The organism is Albidovulum sediminicola (assembly GCF_025751575.1).
GTDB lineage: Bacteria > Pseudomonadota > Alphaproteobacteria > Rhodobacterales > Rhodobacteraceae > Albidovulum > Albidovulum sediminicola.
In genome coordinates, this window is the sequence record NZ_JAOWLA010000003.1 from 289886 (window position 1) to 311264 (window position 21379).

General features: G+C 68.3%; 17 protein-coding genes. 6 read left to right on the forward strand and 11 right to left on the reverse strand.

What is annotated here, in order from left to right:
- Positions 1-2: 2 nt before the first annotated feature.
- A complete protein-coding gene (smpB, locus tag OE647_RS05185; RefSeq protein ID WP_263720632.1) occupies positions 3-476 on the reverse strand; it encodes an SsrA-binding protein SmpB in 474 nt (157 codons plus the stop codon).
- Between the two features lie 157 nt (positions 477-633).
- Between smpB and OE647_RS05190 the strand changes: the two genes are divergently transcribed.
- A complete protein-coding gene (locus tag OE647_RS05190) occupies positions 634-1074 on the forward strand; it encodes a potassium channel family protein (protein WP_263720606.1) in 441 nt (146 codons plus the stop codon).
- Positions 1075-1080: 6 nt separating this feature from the next.
- The gene (locus tag OE647_RS05195) at positions 1081-1890 is read left to right on the forward strand and encodes a pyrroline-5-carboxylate reductase family protein (protein ID WP_263720607.1); all 810 of its coding nucleotides are present in this window, start codon (positions 1081-1083) and stop codon (positions 1888-1890) included.
- A gap of 19 nt (positions 1891-1909) precedes the next feature.
- On the opposite strand, the gene OE647_RS05200 is transcribed toward OE647_RS05195, so the two are convergent.
- The 4 genes from OE647_RS05200 to dapA form a co-directional block, all read right to left on the reverse strand.
- A complete protein-coding gene (locus OE647_RS05200; protein ID WP_263720608.1) occupies positions 1910-3565 on the reverse strand; it encodes an amidohydrolase in 1656 nt (551 codons plus the stop codon).
- 79 nt (positions 3566-3644) lie between these two features.
- A complete protein-coding gene (locus OE647_RS05205) occupies positions 3645-5198 on the reverse strand; it encodes an AMP-binding protein (protein ID WP_263720609.1) in 1554 nt (517 codons plus the stop codon).
- Positions 5199-5289: 91 nt separating this feature from the next.
- Positions 5290-5703 carry a RidA family protein gene (locus tag OE647_RS05210; protein ID WP_263720610.1) on the reverse strand — a complete coding sequence of 138 codons (414 nt, stop codon included), beginning with the start codon at positions 5701-5703 and terminating at the stop codon, positions 5290-5292.
- 60 nt (positions 5704-5763) lie between these two features.
- Positions 5764-6639, reverse strand: coding sequence for a 4-hydroxy-tetrahydrodipicolinate synthase (gene dapA, locus OE647_RS05215; RefSeq protein ID WP_263720611.1), 876 nt, complete (start codon positions 6637-6639; stop codon positions 5764-5766).
- Positions 6640-6789: 150 nt separating this feature from the next.
- Here dapA and OE647_RS05220 point away from each other — a divergent pair, with 150 nt between their 5' ends.
- Positions 6790-8721 (forward strand): lytic transglycosylase domain-containing protein, encoded by a 1932-nt coding sequence (locus OE647_RS05220; RefSeq protein WP_263720612.1) that lies wholly within the window; start codon positions 6790-6792, stop codon positions 8719-8721.
- Here the strand turns inward: OE647_RS05220 and OE647_RS05225 are convergent.
- Together OE647_RS05225 and mnmD are read right to left on the reverse strand one after the other, a co-directional pair.
- On the reverse strand, positions 8696-9625 hold the full coding sequence (locus OE647_RS05225; RefSeq protein ID WP_263720613.1) for a DMT family transporter: 930 nt from the start codon (positions 9623-9625) through the stop codon (positions 8696-8698). The two genes, OE647_RS05220 and OE647_RS05225, sit on opposite strands and share 26 nt — an antisense overlap.
- On the reverse strand, positions 9622-10308 hold the full coding sequence (gene mnmD / locus OE647_RS05230; protein WP_263720614.1) for a tRNA (5-methylaminomethyl-2-thiouridine)(34)-methyltransferase MnmD: 687 nt from the start codon (positions 10306-10308) through the stop codon (positions 9622-9624). Before mnmD ends, OE647_RS05225 begins: the two co-directional genes overlap by 4 nt.
- 44 nt (positions 10309-10352) lie before the next feature.
- Here mnmD and OE647_RS05235 point away from each other — a divergent pair, with 44 nt between their 5' ends.
- Positions 10353-11399 (forward strand): NAD(P)/FAD-dependent oxidoreductase, encoded by a 1047-nt coding sequence (locus OE647_RS05235; RefSeq protein WP_263720615.1) that lies wholly within the window; start codon positions 10353-10355, stop codon positions 11397-11399.
- A gap of 45 nt (positions 11400-11444) precedes the next feature.
- Here the strand turns inward: OE647_RS05235 and OE647_RS20160 are convergent, their stop codons facing one another.
- On the reverse strand, positions 11445-12290 hold the full coding sequence (locus OE647_RS20160) for a GNAT family N-acetyltransferase (protein WP_412174927.1): 846 nt from the start codon (positions 12288-12290) through the stop codon (positions 11445-11447).
- Positions 12291-12494: 204 nt separating this feature from the next.
- Here OE647_RS20160 and smc point away from each other — a divergent pair, with 204 nt between their 5' ends.
- Positions 12495-15950 carry a chromosome segregation protein SMC gene (smc, locus tag OE647_RS05250; protein WP_263720616.1) on the forward strand — a complete coding sequence of 1152 codons (3456 nt, stop codon included), beginning with the start codon at positions 12495-12497 and terminating at the stop codon, positions 15948-15950.
- Positions 15951-16200: 250 nt separating this feature from the next.
- Positions 16201-17283 carry a Hint domain-containing protein gene (locus tag OE647_RS05255; protein WP_263720617.1) on the forward strand — a complete coding sequence of 361 codons (1083 nt, stop codon included), beginning with the start codon at positions 16201-16203 and terminating at the stop codon, positions 17281-17283.
- Positions 17284-17876: 593 nt separating this feature from the next.
- Here the strand turns inward: OE647_RS05255 and OE647_RS05260 are convergent.
- Genes OE647_RS05260 through OE647_RS05270 form a run of 3 tightly spaced genes read right to left on the reverse strand, consistent with a single transcriptional unit; the run spans position 17877 to position 20743 of the window.
- On the reverse strand, positions 17877-18479 hold the full coding sequence (locus tag OE647_RS05260; protein WP_263720618.1) for a hypothetical protein: 603 nt from the start codon (positions 18477-18479) through the stop codon (positions 17877-17879).
- Between the two features lie 17 nt (positions 18480-18496).
- Positions 18497-19219 carry a hypothetical protein gene (locus tag OE647_RS05265; protein WP_263720619.1) on the reverse strand — a complete coding sequence of 241 codons (723 nt, stop codon included), beginning with the start codon at positions 19217-19219 and terminating at the stop codon, positions 18497-18499.
- A 3-nt stretch (positions 19220-19222) separates the two neighbouring features.
- Positions 19223-20743, reverse strand: coding sequence for a caspase family protein (locus tag OE647_RS05270; RefSeq protein WP_263720620.1), 1521 nt, complete (start codon positions 20741-20743; stop codon positions 19223-19225).
- Positions 20744-21379: the final 636 nt, after the last annotated feature.

The window sequence follows — 21379 nt, forward strand, 5'->3', positions numbered from 1 at the left end:
CGTCAGCTGCCCTGTTTCAGCAGCCGCTGCTTTTGCCGGTTCCAGTCGCGCTTGGCCTCGGTCGCGCGCTTGTCGGCGACCTTCTTGCCCTTGGCGACGCCGATCTTCAGCTTCACCCTGCCCTTGTGGTTGAAATACATGACCAGCGGCACGAGCGTCATGCCCTCCCGACCCACGGCCTGCCAGAGCCGTGACAGTTCGCGCTTGGACACCAGGAGCTTGCGGCGGCGGCGTTCCTCATGGCCGAAGACGCCGGCCTCCTTATAGGCGGCGATGTAGCTGTTGATCAGCCACAGTTCGCCCCCCTCGACCGAGGCATAGCTGTCCGCGATGTTCGATTGGCCGGTGCGCAGGGATTTGACCTCGGACCCGGTCAGGACGATTCCGACCTCGATATCGCTTTCGATGAAGTAGTCGAACCGCGCGCGGCGGTTTTCGGCGATGATCTTGTAATTCGGGTCGGATTTCTGGGCCATGATCCGCCCGAGATAGGCGAGCGGCGCGGACAAGTCCAGATGGGCGTTGGGGCGCGGCCCAAGGGGCGTGGGGCATCGCGCCCCGTTGCGCCCGACCGATCCTGGGCTAACATCGCCCACAGCGTCCCGGGCGGCGGGCGCAAGCGAAGGGGCGGCCATGTTCATACAGATCGCGCTGGGTACGGCCCTGATGCTGTGTTCGGTCCTGGTGTCGGGGCTGGCCTTCTGGGGGTTCGAAGTGCTTCTGGTCCGCCATCACGACTGGCTGGTGAAGGAGCCGCATCGCCCGAAGCTGGCGCTGGTGCTTGCGGTGGCGGCGCTGTGGGTGCTGGGGATGGTGACGGCGGGGGTCTGGATCTGGGCGCTGGCGCTTTGGGCCTTGGGGATTTTCATCACCATCGAGGCTTCGGTCTACTTTTCGCTCGTTGCCTTCACGACGCTGGGGTTTGGCGATATCCTGCTGCCGCACCAATGGCGTTTGCTGGGGGGCATGGCGGCGGCGAACGGGCTTTTGAACATGGGGCTCCTGACCGCCATGCTGGTGGAGGCCCTGCGCCACATCCGGCTCAGTCAGATCGAAGTGAAGCGGAGGAGATAGGCGGCGGTGGCGATCGAAGGCAAGGTTGGAATCATCGGCGGCAATGGCCAGTTGGGCAGCGCCATCGCGCGGGGGATGCTGGCGGCGGGCGCGCTGAAACCGGAAGACCTCTGGATCTCGGCCCGGTCGGGGCGCGCGCCCGCGCTTGCGGCCTGGCCGGGGGTGACGGTCACGGCGGACAACGCCGCCCTTGCCGCCGCCTGCGACACGGTGATCCTGTCGGTTCCGCCCGCCCAGGCCGGCGCCATCGCCATTGCCGCGCCCGACCGGCTGGTGATCTCCGTCATGGCGGGGGTTCCGCTCCGCCGGCTTGGGGACCTGACCGGCGCGGCGCGGATCGTGCGCGCCATGTCGAGCCCGGCGGCCGAGCGGCGCCTTGCCTATTCGCCCTGGCTCGCCACGGAGGCGGTTTCGGCGCGGGACCGGGACTGCGTTCGCGCGATCTTCGGGGCCGTGGGGCTGACCGACGAGGTCACGGACGAGGACCAGATCGACCAGTTCACCGCGATGACCGGGCCGGTTCCAGGGTTCGTCGCGCTTTTCGCGGATGCGATGATCCGTCACGCAGAAGCGCGCGGGATCGCCCCGCAGGTGGCGTCCCGCGCAATCCGGCAGCTCTTTCTGGCCAGCAGCACGATCATGGACGAGGCGGACGCAAGCCCCGCCGAACAAGTGCGCGCGATGGTCGATTACGCGGGCACGACGGCCGCCGGGATCACCGCGATGGAGGCACTGGGCCTTGCCGACGTGATCTCGCGCGGGCTTGACGCCGCCGCCACCCGGGCGCGCATGATAGGGCTCGACGGCGGCGCATAAGCGCCGCCGCGGCGCGCGGTCAGCCCGCGCTGTAGGTGGTCTTGCCGCCGCAGATGGTCCGGCTGACCTGCATCCCGGCGATCTCGGAAGGCGCGACCGCCTCGATATCGCCTGAGAGCACGACGACATCGGCCGCCAGTCCCGGCTTCAGCGTGCCGGTCAGGTTTTCCCAATGCGCGGCCCAAGCCCCGTCGGCGGTATAGGCGCGCAGCACGTCGGCCAGCGGAATGCGCTGATCCTCCGCCCCCTCATAGGGGGCGCGGGTCATCGCCCCGCCAATGCCACGAAGGACCGAGACGTCGGTGACCGGCCAGTCCGACGCGAAGGCGATGCGGGCACCGGCCTCGACGAGCGTGCGGCACAGGAACATGTCCTTCCAGCGGTCGCGGCCGATCGTGTCGAGCGTCGGTTGCAGCGCGAAATCCATCGCGCCCGGCGCATGGACGGGCTGGATCGAGGCGGTGATGCCAAGCGCGCCCAGGCGCGGCACGTCGGCCGGGTCGATCACCTCGATATGTTCGATCCGGTGGCGGCTGTCGCGGGCGCCGTTGGCCGTCCGCGCGGCCTCGTAGCCGTCGATCGTCGTGCGCACGGCGGCGTCGCCGATGGCGTGAACGGCGATCTGCATGCCCCGCCGGTCAACCTCGGTCGCGATCTCGTTGAAGCGGGGGGCGGGGAACAGCGGCTCTGACCGGTGGCCCGGATGGCCGGGGTAGTCGTTCAGCATGTAGGCCGTGCGGCTGTCCGACACCCCGTCCATGAACATCTTGACGAAGCGGCACGACAGCCAGTCATCGTCGAAATCGCGCGACATCTCTTCGGCGCGGTCAAGCTCTGACAGGTCCATGTGCGGCTTGAAGTGGAAGGGCACCCTGACGCGTGCGGTTAGCCCGCCCTCGCGCTGAAGGCCGCGCAGGAGTTCCAGCGTGTAGCGGTTGCCATCCATGTTCACCATCGAGGTGATGCCGTGGCGCGCCGCGTGGGCCAGCCCGCGTGCGGCCTTGGCGCGGTCGATGGCCTGTTCGGCCTCGCTGGGCCAGGGTGCGGGTTCGGCCCCCGTGGCGATGCCCAGATACAGGCGGGATTCGCCGCCGATCGCGACGACGGGCGCGAAGGCCTCGAACTCCCGCAGCTCGCCCGTGGCGGTGCCGTCGGGACCCAGGACGATCTCGTGCCCGGGCGGGGTCTTGCCGCCATGCAGGATCCCCGCGGCTTCCAGCGCCGCGGTGTTCGCCCAGACGGTGTGGTGATCGTGCGCGGTGATCGCGATCGGCCGGTCGGCAATGATCCGGTCAAGGTCATGGCGCGTCATCGGATGATCGAGCATCGCGTAATGCCCGCCCTGCGCCATCAGCAGCGCCTGGCCGGGGTTTTCCGCCGCGAAGTCACGAAAGGCGCGGGCCAGCGCGGCCTCGCCCTCCACATGCGTCAGTTGCAGATGCGCAAGCTCGGTCCCGCCGAGGACCAGGTGCAGGTGGCTTTCGACGAAGCCCGGCATCAGGGTCGCGCCGTTGCAGTCGATGATCTCGGTCGCGGGGCCGGCCATGGACTCGATCTCCGCCCGGTCGCCGAGGGCGGCGATCCGTTCGCCGCTCAGGGCGATCGCCTCGGCGCGCGGGCGCTGGGGGTCCATCGTCAGGATGCGGGCATTGGTCAGGATCATGTGCGGTGTCATCGGTCCCTCCGGCTTGGTTAGCCAAGGGGTAGCGCCAACATCCGGCCCCGGCCATTCCCCAAAAGGGATATTAGCTGGCCTAGCCCGCCAGCCCGGCCTTCAGCATGCGGCGCAGGATCTTGCCCGAGGCGGACTTCGGAATCGCATCGACGAAGTGGTAGGCGGCGGGCAGCTTGTAATGGGCAAGGCGCGCGGCAAGATGCGTGCCGACCGCCTGTGCATCGACGCTGGCGCCGGGCGCGCGGACCAGGAAGGCCACGGGAAGCTCGCCGGCCTCCTCATCGGGGATGCCCACGACGGCGGCATCGGCGACGCCCGGGCAGGACTGAAGCTCCGCCTCGACCTCGGCCGGGGCGACCTGGAAGCCCTTGACCTTGATCAGTTCCTTCAGCCGGTCGCGAATGAACAGGTAGCCATCCTTGTCGAAGGCCGCGATGTCCCCGGTCCGGAGCCAGCCGCCGGGCAGAAGCGTCTCTTCCGTCGCGGCGGGGTTGTTCAGATAGCCCTTCATGACCTGCGGGCCGCGCACCCAGACCTCGCCCTCCTGCCCGGCGCCAAGATCCTGACCGGTCCCGGGGTCGACGATGCGGCATTCGGTGGAGGGCGCGGTCTGGCCCACGGCGCCCGCCCGGCCGCGGTCATGGGCGCTCAGGTGGCTGACGGGGCTGAGCTCGGTCATTCCGTAACCCTGTTCGCAGCGCACCCCCAACCGCGCCTCAACCGCCCCGGAAAGCGGGGCGCCAAGCGGGGCGGCGCCGGAGAAGACGTAGCGGAGCGCCGAAAGATCGTACTGATCGACCATCGGGTGCTTGGCCAGCGCCAACGCCACGGGCGGCACCACGAAGACCTGCTTGGTGCGGAAGTCCCGGATCAGCTTCAGGAACATCTCCAGATCAAAGCGCGGCATGGTGATGACACCCCCGCCCGAGCCCAGAAAGAGGTTCATGAGCACCGTCATGCCGTAGATGTGGAAGAACGGCAGAAAGCCGACGGTCCATTCGCCGGGCTCGATCGGCCGCGCGTGGTTGGCCTGATCGACATTGGCCACAAGGTTGCGATGGGTCAGCATGACCCCCTTGGGCAGTCCCGTCGTGCCCGAGGAATAGGGCAGGACCAGCGTGTCGTTCACGACATCGACCGGGGCCTGCTCGGCCAGCGGGGGGCCGAAAAGCGCGGACAGGGGCGTGGCGCCCGGCGCCTCGCCCAGCGTGAAGATCTCCCGCACGGCGGTGTTTTCGGCGCCCGCGATGGCGGTCTCGGCGAAGGCGGGCAGGGTGATCAGGATCTCCGCCCCCGAGTCGGTCAACTGGTGGTGCAGTTCGGCGGCGGTATAGGCCGGGTTGACCGTGGTGATGGTCGCGCCGGCCCAGGCGGTGCCGTGGAAGCAGGCGAAATAATCCGGCATGTTCGGAAGCATGATCGCGACCACATGCCCGGGGCCGATGCCGCGTTCGCGCAGGCCGCCCGCCAGGGCACGGGTACCGTCCGTCAACTCCCCCGCCGTCACACGCCGCCCGGTGGGGCCGTCGATCATCGCGTCGCGGTCACGCTCTGTCAGGCCCTGGAACACGCGCTGGGTGATGGTGAGCCCGCTGAGCGGGATCGTTCCGAACGGGCTGGTGAAGACGGTCATGGCAAGCTCTCCCCTCGGGAAAGGCGCTGAACGCGCTCTGGGGATAAGGCTACCACGGTTCCAAGCTGTGTCTGCGCGATTTCTGGCGCGCTCAGCCCCGGTCGTCGCCCCATCCCGCGATGACCGCGTCGACCTCAAGCTCCACCAGCCACTCGGGGTTCACGAAACGGGTGACGGCCATGATCGTGTCGACAGGGCGGATGTCGCGGAAATATTCCTTGCGGACATCGATCGCCTCTTTCCAGCGGGTGATGTCGGTCAGGATCACGCGCGTCCTGACCACGTCCTGCAGGCCCGACCCCGCGCGGATCAGCGCATCCTCGATGATCTCGATGCAGCGCCGGGTCTGGGCCGCGACATCGTCCAGGCCCACGGTCTTGCCGTCCGGTCCGACCGGCGCGGTGCCGCCGATTGAGATGTAGGGCCCGACGCGGACGGCGCGGGAAAAGCCCACCACCGCCTCCATCGGGTTGCCGTTCGAGATCAGTTCGCGGTCATATCCCATGGCTCATCCTCCCCGTTTCGGGGGAGGATAGCATGGGTTTGGCCCGCTAGGGCGGCTGGTTCAGTTGATCAGGCCGGCGTGGCGCATGGCCGCGTCGATGCGGGCCTTGGTGGCGTCCAGAAGCCCGGTCAGCGGCAGGCGGACCTCATCCGAACACAGGCCAAGGCGGGACAGGCCATATTTGGCGCCGCACAGACCCGGCTCGATAAAGATCGCCTCGTGCAGGGGCATCAGCCGGTCCTGGTATTCCAGCGCCTTGGCGTAGTCGCCGCGCAGCGTCGCCTCCTGGAACTCGGCGCAAAGCCGGGGCGCCACGTTCGCGGTGACCGAGATGCAGCCGACACCCCCATGGGCGTTGAAGCCCAGCGCGGTCGCGTCCTCGCCCGAAAGCTGGACGAAATCCGCCCCGCAGGCGGCGCGCTGCTGGCTGACACGCTCGATCTTGCCGGTCGCGTCCTTCACCCCGATGATGCGAGGCAGCTTCGCGAGGTCCCCCATCGTCTCGGGCGTCATGTCCACGACCGAGCGGCCGGGGATGTTGTAGATGACGATGGGCAGGCTTGAGGCGTCGTGCATCGCCTTGAAATGCGCGTAAAGCCCGCGCTGGGTGGGCTTGTTGTAATAGGGCGTCACGACCAGCGCGGCATCGGCGCCGGCGCGCTCGGCCTCGCGGATCAGGAAGACGCCTTCGTCGGTCGAGTTCGACCCGGCCCCGGCGATGACCGGGATGCGGCCGGCGGCGGCCTTGACCACCTCTTCGATGACGCGGACATGCTCTTCGTGGGACAGCGTCGGGCTTTCGCCGGTCGTGCCGACCGGCACGAGGCCATGGCTGCCTTCGGCCACATGCCAGTCCACGAGCTTCTTGAGCGTGTCCAGATCCAGCTCGCCGTTCTTGAACGGCGTGACGAGGGCTGGGAAGGACCCTTTGAACATGACACGCTCCTTTGGTGGTCGGGGCTTGAATCGCCCGGTTGAAAACGGGCGGAACCTAGCCGTAGTCGGAGCGATTGCCAAGTTTGTGTGTTGCGGCTGCGCGAGGCGGCGGTAGGATTGCGGAAAAACACGAAGCAGTCACAGAAAATCATGATCCGCCGCCTTGCCCTCGCCGCGTCCATGACGCTTGCCCTGACCACACCGTTGCGCGCGGACGATCCCGCCGCGATGGCGCTTGCCCTGCGCTCGGCCGCCTCCGGCGACTGGTCTGCCGCGATGGGGCAGGCGGCCCGTTCGGGGCCGCTCGCCGAGGCGGTGATCGACTGGCAGCGCCTGCGCGACGGCGAGGGCGCATTCAGCGACTACGTGACCTTCCTGGCGCGCTACCCCGACTGGCCGGGCCTGCCGCTTCTGCGCAAGAAGGGCGAGTCGGTCGCGGCCGGGCAGGACCCCGCCAGTGTCCGCGCCTATTTCAAGGCCCTTGCCCCGCAGACGGGGGAGGGAAGCCTGGCCTATGCCGCCGCCTTGGAGGCGCAGGGCGCGCAGGGGGCCGCGCGCGACGAGGTGGTTCGGGCCTGGCGCTCGATCTCTCTGACGGCAGAGGACCACGCGGCGTTCCTTGCGCGCTACGGGGCGGTGCTGGCCGATCACCATGATGGCCGCACGGCGGCGATGCTGCGGGCGGGCCTGACCGCGGATGCGCGGCGAATGCTGCCGCTTGCCAGCCCCTATACCCGCGCGGTGGCAGAGGCGCGCATCGCGCTTCAGGACGATGACAAGGGCGTCGATGGCCTGATCGGGGCGCTGCCGGAAAAGGCGGTGAATTCCGGCGGGCTGGCCTATGACCGGTTCCGTTGGCGCATCCGGCGCGATCTATACGACAGCGCGGACGAGCTTTTGCTGGAACGCTCCGGCAGCGCCGCTGCGCTGGGCGACCCCGACCAGTGGGCGGACTGGCGCCGCAAGCTGGCCCGCAAGGAAATGCGCGAGGGCGATCAGGCGCGCGCCTACCGGATGGCTGCCGGGCACCACCTGACCTCGGGCGAGGACTTTGCCGACCTCGAATGGCTGGCGGGCTACATCGCGCTCAGGAAACTCGGCAAGGCGGAAGCGGCGCTGTCCCATTTCAACCGGTTCGAGGCCGCGGTCTCGAGCCCGATCAGCTTGGCACGCGCGAACTACTGGGAAGGGCGCGCCCTTGAGGCCATAGGCCGCCGGGCCGAGGCGCAGGCGGCCTTTGCCGAGGGCGCGCGCTATCAGACGGCGTTCTACGGGCTGCTGTCGGCTGAAAAAGTTGGGCTGCCACTGCCCCAGGCGATGGCGGGCGGCGAAACCTATCCCGGCTGGCGCGGGGCGCCCTTCACGGGATCGACGGTATTCCAGGCCGCGCAGCTCTTGCAGGCGGCGGGCGAAAGGACACTGGCGCTGCGCTTCCTGCTGCACCTGTCCGAGGGGCTTTCGGGCCAGGATATCGCCCGGCTTGCCGGGCTTGCACTGGAATGGCGCGATGCCAACACCGCGCTTCTGCTCGCCAAGGCGGCGGCAGATCGCGGGGTGATCCTGCCCAGCGCCTATTTCCCGACCAACGGGATCGAGCGGCTGAAGCTGCCGATCCCGCCCGAACTGGCGCTTTCGATCGCGCGGCGGGAAAGCGAGTTCGACCCAAGTGCCGTTTCCCATGTGGGCGCACGCGGGCTGATGCAGGTGATGCCCGCCACCGCGAAGAAGGTCGCGGGCCAGATCGGGGTCGGCTACGACCTCGCCAAGCTTAGCACCGACTGGGAATACAACGCGCAGATCGGCAGCGCCTACCTCGCCGGACTGGTCGAGGAGTTCGGGACTTCCCCCGTCCTTGTGGCGGCGGGCTACAACGCCGGGCCCGGGCGGCCGCGTCAGTGGATCGGCGCCTTTGGCGATCCCCGGTCGGATGGCGTGGACGTGGTGGACTGGATCGAGGCGATCCCGTTCCGTGAAACTCAGAACTACGTCATGCGGGTGGCCGAAAGCCTGCCCATCTACCGGATGCGGCTGGGCCTCGGGCCGGACGGCAAGAGCTTTACCGATCTGTTGAAGGGGCGCTAGGGGCGCGGTTGGCCCGAGCTTTGGACGGACGGGCGCCCTGCGCGCGCACCCGGGCGCGCCACAGCGTGAACAGCCCGGCCGAAACGACGATCCCCGCGCCGATCAGCACGTTCGTCCTGAGCATCTCGCCGAAGATGGTCATGCCGAGGACAGCCGCGGCGGGAAGCTGGAAATAGGCGAAGGGTTGGATCGCGCTCGCCTCGGCCAGGGCATAGGCGTTGATCAGAAGGTAATGCGCGGTCGCCCCCGAGATGCACAGAAGCGCCATCCAGCCCCAGTCGGGCGGCGACATCGGCTCCCAGTACCAGACGCCGACCAGGGTGATCAGCACCGCGCCGCTGACGCCGGTCCAGAAGAAGCTGACCGCCGCGCTGTCGCGCCGCGACACGTAGCGGGTGAGAAGGCCGTAGAGCGCGAACATGAAGGCGGCCACCACCGGGATCAGCGCATCGGGCGAGAAGACCGTCACCCCCGGTTCGAGGATGACCATCACGCCCACAAAGCCGACCCCGATCGCCGCCCAGCGGCGCCAGCCGACCTTTTCGCCCAGGACAGGCCCGGACAGCGCCGCGACGATCAGCGGATAGGCCGCGAACATCGCATGCGTCTCCACCAGCCCCAGGCGCATGAAGGCCACGACCATGACGCAGACCTCTGCGATCAGCAGCGTGCCGCGCAGGACCTGCAGGAACGGGAAGCCGGACCGCACGGCCGCCCGGAACCCGCCCGCCTGGCGCCGCGCCACCCAGACCACGAAGGCCGCGAAGAACCAGTAGCGGATCATCACGACCATGAAGACGTTGTAGGCCTCCGCGAGGTGGCGGGAGATCGCGTCCTGTGCCGAGAAGATCAGGGCGGCCCCGATCATCAGGAGAATGCCGGCGCGCTGGTTAGTCGGGGTCATGGCGTTCCGCAAAGCTTGCCACGGCTCATGTGGCGTTTGTGGCCGAAGCCCTGCACGCGCTCTACCTGAAAGCCCGCCGACTGCAAGGCCCTGCGGACGAAGCCCGCGGCGGTGTAGCTGGCGAAAGTGCCGCCCGGCGCGGTGTGGCGGGCGACGGCGTCAAGCAGGGGTTCCTCCCAAAGCTCCGGGTTCTTGGCGGGCGAAAACCCGTCCAGGAACCAGGCATCCGCCCCGCCCGGCCAAATCGGAAGGGTGCGTCGCGCGTCGCCGTCGATCACCTCGACATCGACGGGGCCAAGGGCAAACCGCCGCCGCCCGGATCGCCAGGCCTCCAGCAACGGCCCCGCGCGGGATGCGGCCTCGGGAAAAGCGGCCAGGGCGCGTTCCATGTCGCGGGCGGGCATCGGGAAGGCCTCGAAACTGGTGAAGGCGAGCCTTCCGGGGGTGCCCGACGCTTCCCAGGCGATGGCGGTGGCCAGCAGGTTGAGGCCGGTTCCGAACCCCAGTTCGGCGATCCGAAAGCCGTCGTGGAACCGTTCGGGCAGGCCGTTGCCGGCCAGAAAGACATGGCGCGTCTCCGCCAGCCCGTCGGCGAGCGAGAAATAGGGGTCGTCGAACAGCGTGGACACCGGCGTGCCGCCGCGCTGCCAGTCCACCCGTTCGCTCTGGTCCTTCTGCGGCATCTGTCCTAACCCTTCGATTGCGCAGTTAGGCGAAGGACGCGGCGGTGGCAATCGCGGATGTGACAGTTGTGGGGGGCGGGATCTTCGGCCTCGCGATCGCGTGGGAATGCGGCCGTCGCGGCGCGCGGGTCCGTTTGATCGAGCGCGAACGTATCGGGGCGGGATCATCGGGTGGGATCGTTGGCGCGCTTGCGCCGCATGTGCCCGAGCAGTGGAACCCGAAGAAGCAGTTCCAGCTGGAAAGCCTGCTGATGGCGCAGGACTTCTGGGACGGGGTGGCTGCTACGGGGTGTGTTGATCCAGGATATGCGCGGCTGGGCCGCCTTCAGCCGGTGGCCGACGACGCGGCGCTGGCGCTGGCCAAGGACCGGGCGCATGGGGCAGAGGCGCTTTGGCAGGGGCGGGCCGACTGGCGGCTTGTGCGGGCCGAGGCCTATCCGGGCTGGGCCCCTGAAAGCCCCACCGGCTGGCTGATCGAGGACACGCTTTCCGCCCGGCTGCACCCGCGTCACGCGGCGGCGGCGCTGGTCGCGGCCATTCGCGCCAAGGGCGGCGCCGTTGAGGTCGGGGCCGCCGACCCGGCGCCCGGGCCGGTGATCTGGGCCACCGGTGCGCCGGGGCTCGCCGAGCTGTCGGCGGCGCTCGGCCGCCCGGTCGGGGCGGGCGTGAAGGGTCAGGCCGCGCTTTTCGCCTGCGCCGCCGCCGACCGGCCGCAGCTTTTCGCGGACGGGCTCCATATCGTGCCACATGCGGATGGCACGGTGGCCGTCGGCTCCACCTCGGAGCGGGATTTCGAGGACGGGCGGGTGGTCGACGACCGGCTGGAGCCCCTGATCGACAAGGCCCGCGCGCTGTGCCCCGCGCTGGCCGACGCCGCCGTTATCGAGCGCTGGGCGGGCGTCCGCCCCCGGTCGAAAAGCCGCGCGCCGATGCTGGGGCGGTGGCCGGAGCGCGCGGGGCAGTTCATCGCCAACGGCGGCTTCAAGATCGGTTTCGGCATGGCGCCCAAGGTCGCCGAGGTCATGGCCGACCTGGTGCTTGAGGGGCGCGATACCATCCCCGCCGGCTTCCGGGTCGAGGACAACCTCTGAGGTCGCATCGCGCCGCGTGACAGGCCCCGGCGCGCGCTTGGCGGTTCAGACCCGTCGCGCGAAGGTCAGGCTGGTCGGCCGGTCGAAGCCCTCATGCGCCGTCTCGCCGGTCTTTTCAAAGCCCATCGCCGCGAAGGCGCGCTGGTTCGCTGTCAGCTCGATCCGGACCTGGAGTTCCAGCAGATCGAACCCCAGCGCCTGCGCGCGGGTCGCGGCATGTTCGACCAACTGCCGCGCCAGCCCCTGGCCGCGGCAGGCGTCATCGACCGCGAGCTTGCCCAGGTAAAGCCGGTCGCCCATGGGCGTCAGGAACACGCAGGCAAGGGGCAGGCCCATGTCCTCAAGCACCCAGACCTCCCCCTCGCGCGCCTGTGCGGCGACGGCCCCGGGCGTCAGGCGGTGCATTGAGGAGGGCGGGTCGATCTTGCCGTCCATGAAGGCGAAGGTCCGCTGGACCAGGGCAAGAACCGGCCCCATGTCCTCCTCCGGCGAAAGCCGGCGCGGCGTTCGCTGCACCGGTAGCCCGTCGGCGATATGCAGCCATGGCAGGCGCTCGTTCCAAAGCGCGTGGAAGGTCGGCTCGTAAGCGGCAGGGTTGTCGAGCGTCGCGGCGTAGAGGTCGATCTCGTGGCCGCGCGCGGCGCTTTGATAGGCCATGGGGGTGCCGCAGGCCGGGCAGAAACCGCGCTGTACCCCGGGACTGCTGGGCCGCATCGCGGGTGCCGTTCCGGTCCAGCGGAACCGGCTGTGATCGACGGCCAGAAAGCTTGTGAAGGGGGAGCCGGTCGCGCGGCGGCAACTTTCGCAATGGCAATGCCCCTGCCAGTTCGGCTCGCCCTCGAAGGCGTAGCGCACCGCCCCGCAAAGGCACCGCCCCGTTCCACCGTCCATGTCCGGCCCTCCCGTTTGCGCGTGATTAGGCCCGGGGTGACGGAAAGGGTCAAGCTGGGCCGTACGGGGCCCGCCTGGGCGCGGAAATCCGCCATATCTTGTGGAAAACCGCCCGGAGCGCCCGATATCCGGGGTGGCGACATTGACTCAAGGCCCCCCTTACCCAAGGATTGCCGAACCTCTGGAATCAACGGACGCCCTGCCTTGCGCTTCACCCGCCTCCGACTGAACGGCTTCAAAAGCTTCGTGGACCCCACGGACCTTCTGATCCACGACGGCCTGACGGGTGTCGTGGGTCCCAATGGCTGCGGCAAGTCGAACCTGCTTGAGGCGCTGCGCTGGGTAATGGGCGAAAACCGCCCGACCGCGATGCGCGGCGACGGGATGGAGGATGTGATCTTTGCGGGCGCCGCGACCCGGCCCGCCCGCAACTTCGCCGAGGTTGCGCTGACCATCGACAATACCGAACGGCTTGCGCCTGCCGGGTTCAACGATCAGGACCAGCTGGAGATCACGCGCCGGATCACCCGCGACGCGGGCTCCGCCTACAAGGCGAATGCCAAGGACGTGCGGGCGCGCGACGTGCAGATGCTGTTCGCGGATGCCTCGACCGGGTCGCATTCGCCAGCGCTGGTGCGGCAGGGGCAGATCTCGGAACTGATCAACGCCAAGCCGCGCAACCGCCGCCGGATTCTGGAGGAAGCGGCGGGGATCTCCGGTCTCTACCAGCGCCGGCACGAGGCGGAGCTGAAGCTGAACGGGGCCGAACAGAACCTGGCGCGCGTCGATGACGTGGTCGAGCAACTGGCCCAGCAACTGGCGCAACTGGCCCGACAGGCGCGGCAGGCGGCGCGTTACCGGGAAATCGGGGCGGAGCTGCGCCGGGCCGAGGGGATGCTGCTTTACCGCCGCTGGCGCGAGGCCGATGAGGCACGAGCCCGCGCCGAGGCCGAGCTGACCGAACGCACCAAGGGCGCCGCAGCCGCCGAGGCAGCGGCCCGCGCGGCGGCCAAGGGCCGGGCCGAGGCCGAGGCGCTTCTGCCGCCGTTACGGGAAGAAGAGGCCATCGCCAGCGCCGTGCTGCAACGGCTGGGTGTCCAGCGCGATTCGCTCTCCGATCAGGAGGCGCGCGCGCGCCAGATGATCGATGCGCTGTCTGCGCGTATAGTCCAGCTTGCCCGAGACATGGAGCGTGAGGCCGGGCTCAACCGCGACGCCGGCGAGATGATCGGCCGGCTGGAATGGGAACAGGGGCAGATCGCCAAGGCCTCCGAAGGCCAGGAGACGCGGTTGGCCGAGGCGATGGACGCCGCGCAGGCCGCAGCCGGCGTGCTTTCCGAACGCGAAGCGGCGCTTTCGGAACTGAACGAGGACGTGGCGCGCCTTTCCGCCCGCCATCAGTCCGCGCACCGGCTTCTGGCCGATAGCCGCGCGACGCTTGAGAAGAACGAGGCCGAGGCCGCCCGTGCCCGCGCCGCCGCGGCGGAGGCGCAGGCGGCGCTTGACCGCGCGCGCGAGGATTACGAGGCCGCCCGCGAGGGGCAGGAGGAAGCGACGAGCACCGCCGAGGCGGCCGAGGAGCGGCTGGTCGAGGCGGACGAGGCGCGCGGCGAGGCACAGGCGCGTGAGGCCGATGCACGCGCCGCCCGGTCCGAGGCGGAGGGCGAAGCCGGCGCGCTTCGGGCCGAGGTCGCGGCGCTTTCCAAGCTTGTGGAGCGTGAGGCCGCTACCGGCAAGCAGCTTTTGGATCGGGTGCGGGTCGACAAGGGATATGAGAAGGCGTTGGGCGCGGCGCTGGCCGATGATCTGCGCGCGCCCGAGGTCCCGGGGGATGCGCCTTCTGGCTGGACGGCACTGCCCGATTACGACGCGGCGCAAGCCCTGCCCGCAGGCGTCCGGCGCCTGGCCGAAGTGGTCGCGGTTCCGGAGGTCCTGCTGCGCCGGATCGGCCAGGTCGGCCTGGTGGCGCGCGACGATGGTGCGCGGCTCCAGCCGCTTCTCCAGCCGGGGCAACGGCTTGTCTCGGCCGAGGGCGATCTGTGGCGTTGGGACGGGTTCCGCGCCGGGGCGGAGGATGCGCCGCAAGCCTCGGCCCTGCGCCTGCAACAGTTGAACCGTCTCGTGGAGCTCAAGCAAGACCTTGAGGAGGCGAGCGCACGGGCGGAGGGTGCACGGCAGGCGCATGACCACCTGACGCGCCAACTGGCCGCGGCCACCGACGCCGACCGTGCCGCGCGCGAGGCCCGTCGCGAGGCTGACCGCCGCATGGCGGAGGCGTCGCGCGCTCTGTCCAAGGCGGAGGCCGACCGCTCGATCGCCGGCGGCAAGCTGGAAAGCGCGCGCTTGGCGATGTCGCGCCACGAGGAAGAGGCGATGGGCGCGCGCGCGCGCCTGAAGGAGGCCGAGGCCGCCGTCGCGGCGCTGCCGGATCTCTCCGCCGCGCGCGCCGAGGTCGAGGACGTCAAGCTGACGGTCGAGGCCGCGCGGGTCACGATGCTCGCCAAGCGCGCCCAGCAGGACGAGATCCGGCGTGAGGGCGAAGCCCGCCTGCGCCGCCGCCAGGAGATCACCAAGGAGCTCTCCGGCTGGCGCCACCGGCTCGACACCGCGGAGAAGCGCACGTCCGAACTGGCCGAGCGCAAGGCCGCGAGCGAGGAGGAGCTTTCGGAGGCCAAGGCTGCGCCCGAAGAGATTGCCGCGAAGCGCGAGGAACTGAACGAGGCGATGGAAACCGCCGAGGCCCGCCGCCGTGCCGCTGCCGACAGGCTGGCGGAGGGGGAAAGCCTGATGCGCCAGGTCGCGGATCAGGAACGGGAGGCCGAACGCGCGGCCTCCGAGGCGCGGGAAGCGCGGGCACGGGCCGAGGCGCGAACGGACGCGGCGCGCGAGACCGTCACGGTTGCCGCCGACCGCATCCGCGAGGAAACCGAGAACACGCCGGGCACGCTGCTGCAGTCCCTGGACGCCGATCCGGAGTCCATGCCCAGTGCCGAGGCGCTGGACAACGACGTGCACCGTCTGCGCCGTCAGCGTGACGCCCTGGGCGCGGTCAACCTGCGCGCCGAGGAGGACGCGAAGGAAGTGCAGGGCGAATACGACACCCTGGTCAAGGAAAAGGCCGACCTGGAAGAGGCGATCAAGAAGCTGCGCGCCGGCATCGCGGGCCTCAACCGCGAGGGCCGCGAACGGCTCTTGACCGCCTTCGAGCAGGTCAACGCGAACTTCCGCACGCTGTTCACCCATCTCTTCGGCGGCGGCGAGGCGAACCTGGTGCTGGTCGAAAGCGACGATCCGCTTGAGGCGGGGCTGGAGATCATGTGCCAGCCTCCGGGCAAGAAGCTGGCCACGCTGTCGCTGCTGTCCGGGGGCGAACAGACGCTGACCGCGCTCGCGCTGATCTTCGCGGTGTTCCTGGCCAACCCGGCGCCGATCTGTGTGCTGGACGAGGTCGATGCGCCGCTTGATGACGCCAACGTGACGCGGTTCTGCGATCTCCTGGACGAGATGACGCGGCGCACCGACACGCGCTTCCTGATCATCACCCACCACGCGGTGACGATGGCGCGGATGGACCGGCTTTTCGGCGTGACGATGCAGGAACAGGGCGTGAGCCAGCTTGTCAGCGTCGACCTGAAACGGGCCGAGGCGCTGGTGGCGTGAGGGCGCTTACTGCGGCCATTGTGCCGCGTGTGATGGATTTTTCATTAGTGTTGTTCTTACCGGCACGATCCGGGTGTACTTTCTGCCCGTTTTCGCGTTTCTTCTTTAATTACAGCAGGCATCGACCCCGCATCACAGGCGCCAGCCACAATATAGGCCCAATTGCCGGTAAATAGGGGGCGGAGGATGCGAGGACTCGACGCGGCACCGCTTTATGCTGCCGCGCTTTGTTTTGTGGAGGCGAACAGGTATGGCGACATCAGACACCTTTTGGGCGCGCGGCGACAGCAGTACTGCGAACAACTCCGAGATCAATATTCGCCCGCCTACCCAGCAGGGCTCCGTTTCCCTTTACTTCGAGTCCGGAACGCTTGGGAGCGATACGAGCGGAGACTTGGTACTTGACGATACCCCGGCCGGCGTGCCGGATCCCGACACGACCGTTTGGGTCGATACGGACGGGGATGGAATCTACGAGGAATACCAGTTCATCTATGAACTTTCCGGCGTGCTGCCGACCGGCAACAACAAGGTTCCGGACGCCTATGAAGGGGACCAGGTTATTGTCATTACGGTTATTGGTGCCGGACCTGGCGGTACCGATATTCGTTTGTTCTTCCTGCCGGATGGAACGGTTGATCAGACGATAATCGACAGTTTCGGGCAGGGCGCCGTCCCGCTTACAACCTTTACGACCGATCCGCCCCCGCCCGTCTGCTTCTTGCGCGGCATGCTGATCGCGACGCCATCGGGCGAAGTTCCGGTCGAGACCCTGGACGCGGGAGATGAGGTGTTGACGGCATTCGGTGCGGTGGCCAAGGTCCGCTTCGTGGCCTCGCGCGAACTCTCGGACGCGGAGTTGTTCTTCCGCCCTGAAATGCGCCCGGTTTGCATTCCGACCGGCGCGATGGGCGAGGGGCTGCCCAAGGCTGACCTCTGGGTGTCGCCGCAGCACCGCGTCCTCGTGCGGGGGTGGGAGGCCGAGATGCTTTTCGGAGAGCCGGAGGTCCTGCTGGCCGCCAAGCATCTGAAGATCGCGGCGCCGCGCCCCGCCATGCCCGAAACGGTGGAGTATTTCCACCTGATGCTCGACCAGCACGACATCGTGCTGTCGAACGGGATCGAGACGGAAAGCCTGTTCCCCGGCGACACCGCGATCGCGAGCCTGACCGAAGAGGCGCGGGCCGGGATGGAGCGCGCCTTCCCCGAGTTCGCGGGCGACTGGGCCTTCTACGGCCCGACCGCCCGGCGCGCGCTGACCGCGAAAGAAGCAGAGGCGCTCTGGGCCAAGATGGCGCCGCTTGGGGCCGAGGCCGTGCGGGACGTGGCTTGACCTCATAGGAACGATTGCGCAAGGGGCCGGAAATCCTGCGGCCCCTTGCGGTGAATGGCGCAAGTGCCGTCGTTATCCCAGCGGCGGATGTCTCGTTGATCGCTGGCCCTGAAATACATCCTCCCTCTCCGAAACGGAGATTATCGAAGATGTCTCGCTGAATCGCACAATCCCACAAACGCAGTGCTGTTGCCCTTGAGCGTGGACGACTGCCCGCGTGCCCCGCATTTGAAGGTTTTGTCATTTCCGGGACCGATGACTCCGCTGTGAGGGCGCGTCGCGTTGTCTTTTCCCGTCGGCAGCCGCTTCTGGCGGACGGAGCGGGACATTCCGCCAATAGATCGCCGTGCGGATTCCGGCAGAGGTTCAGATCGATCCCGCATTCGGGTGCGGCAACCGGTGCTGCCCGGATGGCGCAGACATGATCGCGAGTGCGAGCGCGAATCCTTCCTCGGAAATTTCCACAGGTGTTGGCTAGCCCGGGAAAGGGCGGCCAAGGTCTCGCCAACCCAGCTCGTTCTCCGCCACGAACTGCAATGGGCTGGGCGTTGCGGCGCCTTTGTCGATACCTGGTGCGCTGCGGTCTTGTCGCGTCATGACGACCGCAGGAGCACCTTGAGCGATGTGACCGCCTCGGCGATCTGCTGGAAATGCGCGCGCCGCGTTTCCGAGCCGGCGGAGCGCAGCAGCGCGGTTGCCATCTCATCCAGCAGGACCTCGGCGCGGCGCCCCGCACTGGTGATCGCCTCGCCCCGCAGCGCCCGGAGCGGGCGGGCGGGATCGTGAAGCGGCCGCGCGCGCTGCGGTCGGATGGCGGTCATCCCGGGATCGGCATGGTCCCGCGCGAGCCTCGCGAGCCCCACGGCCCCCTGCGCTAGAAGCCGCCGTGCAGGGGCGTAGTCCCCGTTCGATGGCATCTGGCCAGCCGCCCAGCCCAGGTATTCAGCCAGGCAGTCCACCCGATAGGCGGGCCCGACCGTCTCGCAGGCGGCGACCGAATCGCGGATTGCGCTGGCAGTCCATAGGGTTCGCCCCTGCGAGAGCGCGGTGTCGTAGTCGATGCCCGCCAGCGCGGGCCTGGGGGCAGGGTGCTGCGGCGCCGGGGAAGCATCCGACGGCCCGAAACCCCAGGCAACGGCAATCAGCGCCCCGGCGCAAGCCGAACGGGCGGCACCCGCAGGAAGACCGGACGCCATCGCGAACCGCCCTCGCCTCAGGACGACCGCAACAGCACCTTCGTCGAATCGATCGCCTGGGCAACCTGCTGATAATGGACGAGCCGCCGCTCGGAGTTTTCGGCCGAGCGCAGGAGGATGGTTTCGGCCTCTTCCAGAACCGCGAGCGCTTGGGCAACCGCCTGTTCCTGCGCCGCGGGGCTCACCGCGCGCAGGGGCGGCAGCGTCGGCGCCAGCGGGCGCCCGCCGATCGGCGGCGTCACGCGGCCCGAAGAGGCGTTGGCATTCTGCACGACGATCTTGTCCAGCTTGTCGGCGGCATCGACGAGCGCCGCCTTGACCGGCGCATAGTCGCCTCGGTTCGGCAGCCTGGCGGCCGCCAGCAGAAGTGTCTGCCTGATACAGTCGATGCGATAGCTCTCGTTGATCCACTCATCCGAACAGGTGTCCGTGGCAGTGGAGATGGTATCGACGATCTGATCGGTCGTGTCGTCCGTGACCGGCGTCGCGGGGTTGGCCTTCGTCTCTTCGATCGGGTCGGGCGGTTCCTCGCAGGACCCTTCGCCGTCACTGCCGCATTGGGCCTGCAAAAGCATCGCGCCGGGCTGGCCCATGATGACGCCGGTCACGCCGATCCCGAGGTCGCTGGGAAGCCCGGAGACCGGGGCCGCCGCCGCTTCGGCGGACAGGAGCACGGCAAGAATGGCGCCGGCACTTGCCAGCCCTGTCAGGTTCTCGAATTTCGTCCTTAAGCCTGTCATCTGCTACCCTTCCGTATTCAAACCATAGGCGACCCTGACCGCCTTCTGCGTGCCCGGGCCGAAATCGCCGTCAATCGCCCCGGAATAGAACGCGTGTTCGGCCAGTTGCGCCTGCAAGGCCTTGCGCGTGTCCTTCGAGAACATCGTGGGACGCTCCGCCAGCTGTTGGTAAACCGCCGCGCTGCCCGACCGCAGCGCCTGGTAAAGGTATCGACCCGCATCCGCGGCACCCTTGCCCGGAACGATACCATCATCGATCAGCGCGGCGAAGTTGAACATGGCCTGCGGATGCCTGAGATCTGCGGCCTGCTCGAAATAACCCAGCGCCTTGAGCGCGTCGCGCTGAAGCCCGAAGCTGCCCTGGTAGTAGAAAAAGCCAAGATCGTTCACGGCGTCCGAGAATCCCTGATCCGCCGCTTTCTGGAAAAGCTCCAGCGCGCGGGCGTCGTCCTGCGGCACCCCAATCCCCTTTTCGTAGAGCTTGGCGAGTTCGTATTGCGCCTCGGGCGAACCGGCCTCGGCCGCGCGTCCGAAGAGCTGCGCCGCTTGGGCGGGGTCGAATTCCGATCCGCCGGTGTCCAGACGCATGTAGGCCAGACCCAGCATGGCGCGGGCGTCACCGGAATCGGCCAGCGAGCGCAGTTGCGATTCCTGGTTGGCGCCAACGGCGGTCCAGGCCATGCGGCGGTCGTCCGTCGCGAGTTGTTCACGCAGTTCGGGCGATCCGGCCAGATAGAAGGGCACACCCGAGAGCGAGCCATAGGTGTTGGGCTCCTGAAGGTTGCGGGTTGCGGCCAGGACCTCGTCCCGAACCTGGCGGAACATCAGACTGATCTCGAGGCCCGGCTCGGCCAGCTTTTCGGAGAGCGCCCTGGCAAAAGGGCTGTTGGCGCCATCGCCGTCCAGCGCCACTTGGCCATCGCGGGCCGCGAAGGCCACGAGGGTCCCGCGATCGGGCGAGGGCGGCGCCAGCCCGCCGCCACGCGAGGCGCCCGCCACCTCGCCATTCTCCTGCAGGATGGCGTCGCCCAGCGGATTGTCCCGGCAACTGTCGAGGATGACGATCCGCATCTTGCGGGCGCTGTCCACGACATGAAGCAGGTCCTTCAGCGAGATCGACTGCCTTTGCACATCCTTGTTGGAACGGACGTTCACATCGACCGGCAGAAGGAAGTTCTCCCCCGCGACCTCGACCCCGTGCCCGGCGAAATAGACGAGCGCGAGGTCGGCCGTTTCAGAGCGGAAAGCGAAGCGTTCAAGCTCGGAACGCAGTTCCTCCTGGTTTGCGTCAATCAGCGTCGTGACATCGAAGCCGATCCGGTCGAGCGTCGAGGCCAGCAGGCGCGCGTCGTTGACGGTGTTTGAAAGCGCGGGAACGTTCCGGTACTGCGCCATCCCGATGACCAGCGCGACCCGGTCTGCCGCCTGCGCGGCCACGGGCAACAGCACGGCAAGACAAAGCGCGGCAAGCGCCGGGGCCAGACCGGTGCGAAAGTGTCGAACGGCTGTCAGACGCAGGGTCACGGGGCAGTACCGATTTGAAAACACAAGACGAACCTACAGGCAAAGCGCGCGCTTCGCACAGGGGGAAACGCGCCTTGCAGCGAAGAATTGAACGCCGGGCGGGTCAGGACCGCTGCATTCGGCGGAACGCTGCGGAACCTTCCGCCTCGTGCGCGCGCGCGAACTAGATCATTCCTGGTTGCGGGCGAGGTTTGCGGGCCTTCGCGCGGGCTGGGCGCCGTCGCCGCGCATCCGCGCCGAGTCGCAGGATGTGAATCGGCTTGGCAAATGGGGTGAATCGGGCTCGTTCGAGGTCGGATTCTGCCCGATTGGCCACCTGATCGCTGGCCCGGCCCGATTTCGACTCGGGTGCGGACACCGGGCGGCAAAATCCGGGGTGAGTTGCAGGGCGTTCCCGGCAATAAAATTACGGCAGTGCCTTCATTTATGGTGCTTTGGCGTGGGGCGACCCGCTACATCTAGATCCTTTCTTGCGTGATCGAAAAAAAATGGCCAAAGCACGAAAAAGGCTCTTGCGGAGGTATGGGTGTATCCGTAAACAGCGGCTCACCGAAGCGGACGATGCTTCGGACGGCGGACGGCGGAAGTTGCGAGACGGAAGTTAGAAGCTGCGACTAACTGGAGATGAGGCGAGCG